Source organism: Streptomyces sp. NPDC043853 (genome assembly GCF_056436025.1).
Genome location: NZ_JBWKDJ010000018.1, coordinates 163252 through 175239 on the forward strand (window position 1 = coordinate 163252; position 11988 = coordinate 175239).

Consider the following 11988-nt stretch of genomic DNA (forward strand, 5'->3'; position numbering starts at 1 on the left):
AAGACCGTTCCCGCGGCGCGGCACGGACGCGCAACACGGCGGGAGTTGGCATGCCCGGGTCATTCCCAGCCCTCTCCCGGTGCCCTACTGTTCGGTCGAACGAACGCGGGCCCGTTCCGTGCTCCATGCCCCATCAACCGTGCCCCGTGCCCGTGTCCCACACGCCACCCCGCCCCCCACGCACCACGCCACACGCCCAGCGCGCCAGACCCCCGCGCGCCGGCGGCCCTGACCCCGCCGACCGCGGGCGCGCACCGGCGTGGCCGAAGACGAGAGGACCAAGACGTGAACGATCCGCTCCGTACCGGTCATCCGCTCGCATCCGCCGCCCCCGGCCGTGCCGGAGAGGGCCGGGCGGGCCACCCTGACCCGCCCGGCCACCGGGAGGGACCGGGCCGCCGGGACGTACTGCGACTCGGGACACTGCTCGCCGCCGGCGGCCTGGCCGCCCTGGTGCCGGCGGACGTCGCCTCCGCCGTGACCGGCGGGGAGCCGGGCCGGACCGTGACGACGACCTACCGGGGCCACTCCCCCTTCGGCTTCGACCAGTGGGCCTCCGTCGACTTCGACGTACCGGCCGGGGTCCGGCGGATATCCGTGAACTCCCGCTTCGATCCCGCCAAGTCGCCGCCGCTGCCCGGCACCTGGTCCAACATGCTGGACATCGGCATCTTCGGGCCGACCGGATTCCGCGGCTGGTCGGGCGGGGCCCGGCGGGAGTTCACCCTGTCGGCTTCGGACGCGACCCCCGGGTACGTACCCGGGCCCATCCAGCAGGGCAAGTGGTCGGTGGCCCTCGGACCGATGGTCGGCGACCCGGCGGGCATGGGCTGGGAGGTGAGCGTCACCCTGGAGTACGGCGACCCGCTGCCCACCGCGCCCTACGACCTGCTCCCGGCGGCGGTGGCCGGACGCGGGGCCGGCTGGTACCGCGGCGACCTGCACCTGCACACCGAACACTCCGACGGGCAGCGCACGGTGGAGAAGCTCGTCGCCGACGCCCGCGCCGCCGGACTGCACTTCATCGCCACCTCGGACCACAACACCAGCTCGACCGGGGTGTCCTGGCGCGGCAACGTCCCCGCCGACCTCCTGGTCGTCAACGCCGAGGAGGTGACCACCCGGCACGGGCACTGGCTTGCGGTCGGCATCCCCCAGGGCGAGTGGGTGGACTGGCACTACGGCCCCGCCGACGGGGTGTTCGACCAGCACGTCCGGCGCGTGCACAGCCTCGGCGGTCTCGTGATCGCCGCGCACCCGATGACACCGGCGGTGGGCTCCTTCTGGACCTTCGGCCTCGACACCGTCGACGCCATGGAGATCTGGAACGGCCCGTGGACGCTGGACGACGAGGCGAACGTCGCCCTCTGGCACCTGCGGCTCTGCCTCGGCAAACGCCTCGCGGGGGTGGGCAACAGCGACGCGCACTCACCCGGTGACGCCATCGGGCGGCCCCACAACGTGGTGCGCGCCGGGGCCCTGTCCACCACGGCCCTGCTGGACTCGCTGCGCGTGGGCCGTTCGTACGCCGTGGAGTCGTCCGCCGTGACGGTGGACTTCACCGCCTCCGCGAACGGGGTGACCGTCGGCCCCGGCGAGGAGCTCCCGCTGGGCTTCTTCGACGCGGTCGAGGTGGACGTGCGGGTCAGCGGCGCCCCGAACACCTTCGCCCTGCTCCACACCGAGTGGGGCATCATGGCCGCGGCCTGGATCGGGGCCGGCGGCAGTACCCGACTGCACTGGCGGGGCTGGGGCAAGGCCTCCCTGTTCGCCCGGGCCGAGGTGCGCCGTCCGGAACCCGCGTGGACGGTGCCGAACCAGATGGTCGCGGTCACCAACCCGGTGTGGCTCTACGGCCGACAGCTCCCGCCCTACCCGATCGAGCAGCGCACCCTGTTCCTGACGGGGCGCTCCGCGGACGGCAGTTGGAGCAGCATGCGTCCGCTGCCCGGAGCCGGCGGTGCCGCGTCCTTCGACGGGGTGCAGGCCGATGTGGCCGGGATGCCCGACGGCACCGTGGAGGTCCTGGGCATCGGGCCGGACGGCGGCCTGTGGTGCATGGCCTCCGGCCGTACCGGTACCACGGTGCGGGTGTGGGAGCGCCTGGCCGGGCCCGGCGGCGACGGGCCGTTCACCGTACGGGACGCGGCGATCGCCGGCCTGCGGGACGGGACCAGCCAGATCCTCGCCATCGGCGCGGACAGCACCCTGTACCACCAGCAGCGCCGCGCGGACGGCACCCTGACGGGGTTCCGTCCCGTGCCGGGCAACGGCGGGGCCGCCCGCTGGGGTGCGACGAAGGCCTCGATCGCCGGGATGCGGGACGGCAGCGCGCAGGTGGTGAGTTACGGCTCGGACGGAGCCGCGTACCACTGCGTCCGGGACGCCCGCGGGAACTGGACCGCCTGGGGCCGGCTCGGCGGGGCGCACGGAGCCGCGTCCTTCTCCGGGCCGGCGCTGCGGATCACCGGGCTGCCCGACGGCTCCTCGCAGGTCCTGGCGATCGGCCTCGACGGGGTGGTGTACCACCAGGTCCGCCACCCGAACGGCGCCTGGGACGGGTTCCAGCCCCCGACCGGGGTCACCACCGCCGTGATGGGGGCGAGTTCCGTCGATATCGCCGGGATGCCGGACGGCGGCGCGCAGGTGGTGGCGGTGGGACTGGACGGGAACGCGTGGCACCGGATCCGCTACCCGCACGGCTGGACCCCGTGGGGCCAGGTGAAGGGCCCGAACGGCCGGGACCCGTTCCCCGCCCGGCAGGTCCGCATCGCCGGCATGTCCGACAACAGCGCGCGCGTCGTCGGGATTTCGGCCGGTCAGGGCGCGGCGCCCGCCGCCACGGTCGCCGCCGGGGACACCGCCCGTCCCGCCCTCCCGGCGTTCCGGCTCCGCAACCGCCGTTCCGGCAAGGTCCTCGGGCTCGCGGGCATGTCCAGGGCGGACCGGGCGGGGGTCGTCCAGTGCACCGACCACGGCACCGGGGACCACCGCTGGGAGCTGGTTGACCGCGGCGAGGGCTGGTACGTGCTGCGCAATCGGCACTCCGGGAAGGTCCTGGGCGTCGACGGGATGTCCACCGCCGAGGGCGCCCGGGTCGTCCAGCGCGGCGACCGCTCCGTCGGTACGGACGACCAGTTGTGGCAGCCGGTCGGCGGGGACGACGGCTGGTACCGGCTCCGCAACAAGCACTCCGGCAAGGTGCTCGCCGTGGACGGCCGGTCCACGGCCGACGGCGCCCGCGTCGTGCAGCGGGCGGACGGCGGAGCCGACGACCGGCTGTGGCTGCTCCACCCCGACGGCGCGGTGCGCGTCGAGAACCGCCGCTCCGGGAAGGTGCTCGGCCTGGAGGGGACGTCCACCGCGGATGGCGTCCGGGTCGTGCAGTACGCCGACCGGGACGGCGACGGGCGCGAAGGCGGGGGCGGCAGCGGCAGCGGCAGCGGCAGCGGGGGCGACGTCGGCGAGGACCGGCTGTGGACGTTCCTGGCGGACGAGGAGGGCCGGTTCGGCATCCGCAACGCGCGCTCCGGCAAGGCGCTCGGCGTCCAGGCGGCGTCCGCCGCCGAGGGCGCCCGAGCGGCCCAGTTCACGGACGACGGCCCGGGCGCGCACCGATGGCGGCTCCTCCACGCCGGTGCCGGCTGCTTCCGCCTCGTCGACGCCGACTCCGGCGAGGCGCTGGAGGTGGAAGGGGATTCGACCGCGGACGGCGCCGGGATCACGCAGTCCGCCGGACACGGCTCCGAGAGCGGGCTGTGGCGGATCCGCTGACCCGTCGGCCGGCATGTGTGCGGCTCCGGAGGGCACGTCGACGGGTGGGAGCGTCGAGGCCCTTCGGAGCCGCGGCCCGGCGACGGGGAGGGCCGGGCGGCCGTGGGGGGTGTGCGACCGTCCGGCTGCTAGCGAAGGCCGCGCTGTGCCTCGACGAGCTGCCGGACCGTGCCGTCCGCACCGGACGCCCGGCCCTGGACCCACTCCGCGAAGCGGGGGAACTGCCCGGCGATCGCGCTCAGCAGCCGGAGTTCCAGCGGTGCCACGTTGACCTCGCACAGGTCACGCCGGACGGCCGCGACGACACCTTCGGCCACCTGCGCGGGGCTGACGGTGCGGATGCGGTTCGGCGTGGCGGCGCCGGTCGCGGCGAACATGCCCGCGTCGCGGACGAATCCGGGCTGGACCAGGGACACCCCGACGCCGGTGCCGGCGAGATCCTGGCGCAACGCCAGGGCGAAGCCGCGCAGCCCGAACTTCGTGGCGTTGTACAGGGAGGAGGAACGGGTCGCGGCCTTGCCGCTTATGGAGCCGACCAGCACGATGTGGCCCCGGCCGCGCGCCACCATCGGCTCCGCGAGCAGGCGGCACAGCATCACGGGGGCGCGCAGGTTGACGTCGAGGGCGCGGTCGATCTGGTCCTCGGTGTAGTCGAGGAGTTCACCGCTCGCCGGCAGGGCCGCGTTCGCGATCAGCAGGTCCGTGTCGGCGCACGCCCGGGCGAGGCGGGCGACGTCGTCCCGGTCGGCGAGATCGGCGAGCACGGTGCGCGCGCCGTACGCGTCCGCGGCAGCCTTCAGCGCGCCCTCCCGCCGTCCGGTGACCACGAGGTCGGCGCCGTGCGCGGCCATGGCCGCGGCCAATGCCATCCCGATCCCTCCGGTGGCGCCCGTGAGCAGAACCTTCGATCCGCGTACGTCCACGACAACTCCCCTTCTCATCTTGGTCGTTCGAACGAACAGTAGGGAGAGGGCGGAGGTCTGTCCATAGCGCGGAACGGTCGACCTCCATTTCGACGGTCGTCCGCGGGGGCCACAGGGGCGGCGGTGGCGCCGTCGGGAGCTGAGGCAGAATGCCGTCATGCCCAGTGCCTCCGACACCCGCCAGAACATCATCGACGCCGTGCTGCGGATCATCGGGCAGGACGGGATCGCCGCGGTGTCCAATCGCCGCATCGCGAAGGAGGCCGGGGTCTCCCTCGGCTCCATCACCTACCACTTCGCCACCCAGCACGAACTCCTGCGGGAGAGCCTGCTGTTGTTCGTGGCCGAGGAGACCCGACACTTCACCTCGCTCGCCAACGAGTGCGACGACGAATGGCTCGACATCCGGCAGGCGGCGGAGGTGGTGGGGTCGGTCGCGGGCGTCGACGGTTTCGACAGCCGCCACATAGCCCCCTTCGAACTCTACGTCCAGGCGGGGCGGGACGAACGGCTGCGCGCCGCCGCGGCCGAGTGCTTCGCCGCCTACGACCGCCTGGCGGCGCGCATCCTCGCCCGGCTCGGCCTGCCGGACGCCGAGCGCCTGGCCGGCGTCGCCGTGGCCGTGGTCTTCGGCCAGCAGCTGCGGCGCCTGGCCACCGGCGCGCCCATGGAGGACCTCGTCGACGCCCTGCTGGTCCTGACGCAGCGCGTCGCCGACTGAGGGAGCGGCGCAGGCCTCGGGGCCCCGGTGACCGGCCGGTCACCGGCGGTGAGGGGTAGTGGGGCGGGGTGCCGGGGTAGAAGCGGGGCGGAGGACCCGTGTCATGGACCGGACCGACGACTGGTTGCTGACCTCACCGGAGCGCGGCAACCCCGCCACCCGCCTCGACCGCCGCCGCCCGCGCGGCGCGGCATGGTCGGAAGGGAACGACGCCCGACCCGTGGTGCACGGTGCCGCCTATTTCGCCGAGCTCCTCGAACGGATCGAGGACCAGCGGCCGGGTGACCTGTTCCTGTTCACCGACTGGCGCGGCGACCCCGACGAACGCCTGGGCCGGCGCCCTCCCGACCGGGACGCCGGGGACCGCGACACCGGAGACCGGAACGCCGGGGAGCTGGACGCCGGAGACCCGGACGGCACCGCGATCGGCGCCGTGCTGAGCCGTGCCGCCGAGCGCGGTGTCGTCGTCAAGGGACTGGTGTGGCGGTCCCACCTGGACAGCCTCCGGTTCAGCGAGAGTGAGAACCGGCACCTCGGCGAGGAGATCGAGGAGGCCGGCGGCGAGTGCCTGCTCGACATGCGGATCCGGCCCGGCGGCGCGCACCACCAGAAGCTGGTCGTCCTGCGCCACCGCGGCCGTCCCTGGCTCGACATCGCCTACGTCGGCGGAATCGACCTGTGCCACAACCGCAGGGACGACCGCCGCCATCTCGGCGATCCCCAGTCGCTGCCGATGGCCGGGGCCTACGGTCCGCACCCGCCCTGGCACGACGTACAGCTCGCGCTCCGCGGCCCGGTGGTCGGCGACGTCGAGGCCGTCTTCCGCGAGCGCTGGCAGGATCCCGCGCCGCTGAGCCGGAGTCCGCTGAACCGTCTCCGGGCCCTCCTGCACCACGAGGACACCCACGCGGACCCCCTGCCTCCGCAGGGCCTGAACCCGGCGTCCTGCGGCACGCACACCGTCCAGGTGCTGCGTACGTACCCGAACCGCCTGCTGCACGGCTACCCGTTCGCCCCCGACGGCGAGCGGAGCATCGCCCGCGGCTACCTCAAGGCCCTGCGGCGGGCCCGCTCGCTCGTCTACCTGGAGGACCAGTACCTGTGGTCGCCGCGGGTCGTGGAGGCGTTCGCGGACGCCCTGCGCGCCAACGAGGAGCTCCGGTTGATCGCCGTCATCCCGTCCGTCCCCGAGCAGGACGGCCGGCTGACCCTGCCCATGAACCTGATCGGACGGATCACCGCCCTGGAGGCACTGCGCCGGGCGGCGGGCTCCCGGGTCGCGGTCTACGGGCTGGAGAACCATGCAGGCACGCCGGTGTACGTGCACGCCAAGGTGTGCGTCATCGACGACGTGTGGGCGTCCGTCGGCTCCGACAACGTCAACCTCCGCTCCTGGACTCACGATTCGGAACTCAGTTGCGCCGTCCTGGACCGGACCCGGGACCCGCGCGGACCGCTCGACCCGGGCGGACTCGGCGACGGCGCCCGCGTCTTCGCCCGCCGACTGCGCCTGGAACTCTCCCGGGAACACCTCGACTTGGACCCGCTCCGGGCCGACGGGGCGCTCGGCACCCAGGAGAAGCCCGGGGCCGGAGAGCCGCTCGGAGCCGACGAGCCGCTCTGCGACCCGGCCGTGGCCTTCGACTCCTTCGCGGCGGCCGCGGCCGCCCTGGACTCCTGGTACGCCGGAGGCCGGCGCGGACCCCGACCACCCGGCCGGCTGCGCCGCTACGAGCCGCCGGAACTGTCCACCGCGGCCCGCATCATCGCGACACCCCTCCACCATCTCCTCGTCGACCCCGACGGCCGCCCCTTCCGGCTCCGCCGCCGGAACGCGTTCTGAACGGCGGGTGCTCGGTCCAGGGTTTCGGCGGCCCTGGTCAAGGGGCCGGGCGCATCGCCCGGGTTCGGGCCCCCGGCCGGCTCCAGGAACAGGGGCGCCGAACACTGCCCGGTGGCCGAGCTTTCCTGATCAGCCGACGGCCTTCCTGATGAGCTCGCCGATGCGCGCCTCGTCGTCGGCGGTCAGGCCGGCGAGGCCGTAGGACGTCGCCCACATGCTGCCCTCGTCGAGGTTCGCCTGGTCGCTGAAGCCGAGCGTGGCGTACCGGGACTTGAACTTCTGCGCGCCCTGGAAGAAGCAGACGACCTTGCCGTCCTTGGCGTACGCGGGCATCCCGTACCAGAGCTTCGGCGCGAGGGACGGCGCGCTCGCCCTGACGATGGCGTGGACGCGCTCGGCGAGGACGCGGTCCTCTTCCCGCATCTCGGCGATCTTCGCGAGCACGTCGGCCTCCGCCTCCACCGCCTTGGCCGGGCGCGAGCCACGGCGCGAGGCCGTCCTCAGTTCCCGGGCGCGCTGCTTCATCGCGTCCCGTTCCTCGGCCGTGAATCCGTCGGCCTCCCCGGCGGCGGGAGCCATGGCCTTCGCGGAGGCGGTCCTGTTCGTCATGGGTGTTCTCCTCGCCGTGAAGGTCTCTCACGTCCTGATGGTCCTGGGGGTGGGGCGGTCCTGCGCAGCCGGCGGTCCTGCGGTCCCCCAGCCCTGCGGTTTCGGCGCTCGTGGCGTCCTTTCCGGCCCTCCCGTAGGTTCCCCTTCATCCTAGAAGGACGTGCGCGCGGGGGCTTCTCCGAAACTGCTCGGATCCGACGGAGTGTTCGTGGTGCTCAGGGCCCCCCGCCGCCGGCCCGGCAGCAGTGCTGCCGGTACGAGCGCCAGGGCCGTGACGGCCGCCAGGACGAGCAGGGTCGGCCGTGTGCCCGTGGACATGAGGCCGGCGGCCACGGCGACGCCGAGCGCCGAACCGGTGTTGACCGCGGTCTGTTTGAGGCCGCCGACGACTCCGGCGTAGCCGGCGGGCGCGTCACCGACCACGGTTCCGGTGGCGGTGACCATCACCGCGGCGAAGCCGAGACCGACGGCGGCGAAACCGGTCGCTTCCGCCCAGCCGGAGCCGAGGCGGGAGAGCAGCGCGATGCCGAGCACGGTGAGGACCACACCCCCCGTGGCGGTGCGGCGCGCTCCGAGCCGGCCCAGCGCCGCGCCGGTGAGGGGCGCGCCGACGACCATGAGCAGGGGCAGCGGCAGACCGTGCAGCGCGGCGGCGAACGCGTCCAGCCCGGCGACGTTCTGCAGGTGGAACGCCACCGCGAACAGCGCGCCGAACACGCCGGCGCCGGCCATGAGCAGCAGCGCCATCGAGGCGGCCACGGGCACCGACCGGGCGACGGCGGGAGGCACGATGGGGCGCCGGGTCCGGCGTTCGCAGGCCACGAACAGGACGGCGGCGCCCGCGGTCACCGCGAACCCGAGCAGGGCGGGCGGGGAGGTCCAGCCCAGGGCCGGCACCTCGACGAGGGTGGCCACCAGGAGGGCGAGGGTGGCGGCGAGCAGGGCGGCACCGCCCGTGTTCGGCCGTACACCGTACGCGGGCACCCCTTCCACGGGCGCGACGGCGCGCGGCGGGGTGCGGAGCGTGAGCGCCAGCGCGGCGGTGGCCAGGGCGAAGGGGACGTTGAGGAGGAAGACCGAGCGCCAGCCCAGGTGGGCGACGAGGGCGCCGCCGAGCAGGGGGCCGGCCGCCGAGGCGATGCCGATGGCGCCGGTACGGATCGCGACGGGGCGGGCGAGCCGGTCCGCCGGGTAGGCCGTGCGCAGCAGGGCGAGCGTGGCCGGCTGGAGTACGGCGGCGGACACCCCCTGCAGGGCGCGGAATCCGATCACCCAGCCGATGGTGGGGGCGAGGGCGATGCCGGCCGAGGCCGCGCCGAAACCGAGTGCGCCCAGGACGAGCATGCGCCGGTGCCCGTGGCGGTCGCCGAGACGGCCGCAGACCACGAGTAATGCGGCGACCGCGACCAGGTAGGCGGTGCTCGCCCACTGCACTTGCGCCACGGTGGCGCCGAGCCCCCGCTGGAGGCTGGGCTGTGCGGCCATCAGGACGGTGCCGTCGAGGGCGACGACGGCCGCCCCGGCGACCGCGGCCACCAGTGCGGAGCGGCGCCGTGCGGTACCGGGCCGGGATCGATCAGAGTTCATAGACAGTGTCTACCACCGGATGTAGACACTGTCTACACGGATCTCCTCCCGGTCCCCGGCCTGATCCCGTCCTTCATCCCAGGCCGCCATCGGGCGCAGGGCATCGGCGCCGCCTTCGGAGGATCCGGGGAACGGACGGCTGTCGGCCGGGGACAGGAACCCGCGACCGGGGGCGATCACCTTGGAGGAGCCGAAGGCACCCGGGGATATGGACACGGCCCCCGCAGCCACGGCAGCCATCAGAAGAGAGGGGCGGTGAAGACGGGACATGGGGTCCTCCCGGGAATGCGAGTGCGTGCGGTGACGAGGTCCGACGGATCCCTGGTCCGGACCCGCCGCCGAGTGGCCTCGTGCCTCCATTGAGCCGCCGCGCGGGGGGCCGCGTCACGCCACTCGATCTCGGGGCTTGACGGTTCCGCAGGAAGGGCTCCACCGGCAGCGGCGGTACCCTCGGCCGGCAAGCACCCCGCCGCTCCATGGAGACCTCACCTGCAGCACCGCGGCAGGCACCGCCCCCGGGGCGGGACTCACGCGATCAAGCCGATCACGGCAGTGACGAGGTTCGCGATCGGGGCGCCGACGTCTCCGACGAAGTCGGCCGCCTTCTGGAGCGAATCGCCGAAGACCTGGAGCACGTTCCTGCGCGGTGTACCGGACAGCGCCTCGTCCTGGAAGGCGGTGAGGTCCCTGCTCACTAGCTCCGCCTCTTCGTCGGGCAGCCTGCTCGCCGTCAGTGCGACGGCTTCCGCGAGCTGCTTCAGCAAGTCCTTGGCTTCGTCGGGCAGGTTCGAGCTGTCTATCCGGTTGAAACTGCTCGCCACGATGTTTCCGCTCCCGATGACGCCGTGGATGTCCCCGCCTGCCCGAGTGTGGAACTCGTTCACGGTCCCGCCTCTCCCTGCCACCACGATCCGGTCCGCGATGTAGACCGGCTGTGAACCGCCGGCTGCGGTGGTGTTGCCGTCCAAGCGGGCCCATCCGCCGGTGGTGTTGTCGATCCGGGCCAGCTCGTGCGCCCGCTTCTCGCTCAGCATGTGCACTACGGTCCGCCATTCGTCCGCGGTCACGAGCTGCTCCGCCTCGTATGCGGCAGCGAGGATCGGATCCTGGTCGAACCCGTACTTCCGCGGGCTGGACAGCAGGTCGAGTCCTCGGTTCAGGAAGCGCGCCACCGCATCGGTGTTCCTGCCGTCATGCGCCTGTCTCATGAGGAAGCGGAGTACGACTCGCACGCACTCGTATTCCGTGTGGAGTCGGAGCAGATGGATCCGGAGCCGGCGCAGGGCGTCCTTGTCCTGACTCGGGCCCGTGCGTTCGAGCAGCCAGACGCCGACCAGCGTTCCGCGGAAGCTCACCCGGCAGTGCGCCAGGCTCACCCCGATGTCCTGCTGCAGGTCCACGACTTTGGCGTCCGGAGGCCGCTCGGCCTCCTTGGACGTGTAGTCGGCCAGCAACAGCGGTCGGCCGGGCTGAAGCCAGGAACGGTCGACTGCGGGGGTGGCGGTGGGGCATCTGGTGGTCGCCCGGAGCATGTGCGCAGTGAGCGGCGTTCCGGCCTGTCCGAGATGGCAGGTCCTCCGGCGGTCGCCATCACCGCGGGACGTGATGGCAACGGGAAGGCCGAGCCAGTTGACCAAAAGTGCGACGAAGTCCTGGCTGGGCAGTTTCGCCCGCCCCCGTCGTCCTGACCTTCCGCCCGTGACGGCCAGCTCGAAGCGGGTGCTGACGAACCCGTCTGTGATCAGTCGCCGGTAGGCGCACGCGAAACCGGATGCCCGCTCGTCCTCGGGCAGGAGGGGGAAGTCCGAGAGACCCGGTGGGAAGCGGAATACGCTCGCGGCGTCGCAGTAGACACCCTCACCGGGCCAGGGGACCAGCCCGCCCAGTTTCCGGATGCGTACCGGTCCGGTCGATCTGACGAACTCGCCCGACTGCGCCAGCGGCCAGCACGGTACGTCGAGTCGGCGGGTCTCCTGGGCCAGGAGGGGGCGCAGGTCGGCGATCGGGAACTGTGTTGCCAGGAACACCCGCGATCACCTCGTGTGAAGGTCGCTGGGCTTCCCTCGTTGCCGAACGCGGAAGGAAGCCCGCCTGCGGCGTTCTACCGGATTCGAACCGATGACACCCGTGTCCTGAGCACGGTGCTCTACCTGGGAGAGAGATTGGAAGACTCTTCCACTGAGCTAAGAACGCTTGCGGCCGGAGAGCGTAACCGTCTCCGGTTCAGGGGGACGATTCCGTATTCTCCTGTGAATCAACCGTAGCCCCTGAGCGGAGATCCCGGCGACCTCTCGGCCTGCTCAGCAGGGCCTCCGCGTCCGCGGCTAGCGGACCCCCGAAGGGACAGCGCGGGTACCTGTGCCGCGGCCACGAACCACCCCGGCCGAACACGGCTCACCCCCAGACCCGTACGAGATGGGGTGGGAAGGACGGTCGCGGTGTGGAGTGGACAGCTTCAGGGAAGCCCAGCTCGTCCAGCAGCGCGTCGAACAGCTCCTCCACGAAAGTCTCCTGTGTGCGCAGCAGTTCCT

The 11988-nt window shown here is 73.0% G+C and carries 7 protein-coding genes and 1 tRNA gene; 3 read left to right on the top strand and 5 right to left on the bottom strand.

Annotated features, from left to right (window positions below; translation table 11 throughout):
* Positions 1-285 precede the first annotated feature (285 nt).
* Entirely contained in the window at positions 286-3774 is a 3489-nt protein-coding gene (locus tag AC067U_RS33705; protein ID WP_478833632.1) for a CehA/McbA family metallohydrolase, read from the top strand.
* 128 nt (positions 3775-3902) lie between these two features.
* Here the strand turns inward: AC067U_RS33705 and AC067U_RS33710 are convergent, their stop codons facing one another.
* Positions 3903-4715 (bottom strand): SDR family NAD(P)-dependent oxidoreductase, encoded by an 813-nt coding sequence (locus AC067U_RS33710; RefSeq protein ID WP_478833633.1) that lies wholly within the window; start codon positions 4713-4715, stop codon positions 3903-3905.
* 139 nt (positions 4716-4854) lie between these two features.
* Between AC067U_RS33710 and AC067U_RS33715 the strand changes: the two genes are divergently transcribed.
* The gene (locus AC067U_RS33715) at positions 4855-5418 is read left to right on the top strand and encodes a TetR/AcrR family transcriptional regulator (protein WP_478833634.1); all 564 of its coding nucleotides are present in this window, start codon (positions 4855-4857) and stop codon (positions 5416-5418) included.
* 103 nt (positions 5419-5521) lie between these two features.
* On the top strand, positions 5522-7261 hold the full coding sequence (locus AC067U_RS33720) for a phospholipase D family protein (RefSeq protein ID WP_478833635.1): 1740 nt from the start codon (positions 5522-5524) through the stop codon (positions 7259-7261).
* 129 nt (positions 7262-7390) lie between these two features.
* Here the strand turns inward: AC067U_RS33720 and AC067U_RS33725 are convergent, their stop codons facing one another.
* From AC067U_RS33725 to AC067U_RS33740, 4 genes are all read right to left on the bottom strand, one after another.
* The gene (locus AC067U_RS33725) at positions 7391-7870 is read right to left on the bottom strand and encodes an iron chaperone (RefSeq protein WP_478833636.1); all 480 of its coding nucleotides are present in this window, start codon (positions 7868-7870) and stop codon (positions 7391-7393) included.
* A gap of 150 nt (positions 7871-8020) precedes the next feature.
* Positions 8021-9457, bottom strand: a complete 1437-nt coding sequence (locus tag AC067U_RS33730) for an MFS transporter (protein WP_478833637.1) — start codon at positions 9455-9457, stop codon at positions 8021-8023.
* A 527-nt stretch (positions 9458-9984) separates the two neighbouring features.
* Complete coding sequence (locus AC067U_RS33735) at positions 9985-11484, bottom strand: hypothetical protein (RefSeq protein ID WP_478833638.1); 1500 nt, start codon at positions 11482-11484, stop codon at positions 9985-9987.
* A 68-nt stretch (positions 11485-11552) separates the two neighbouring features.
* Positions 11553-11650 (bottom strand) — tRNA-Leu (locus AC067U_RS33740).
* Positions 11651-11988: the final 338 nt, after the last annotated feature.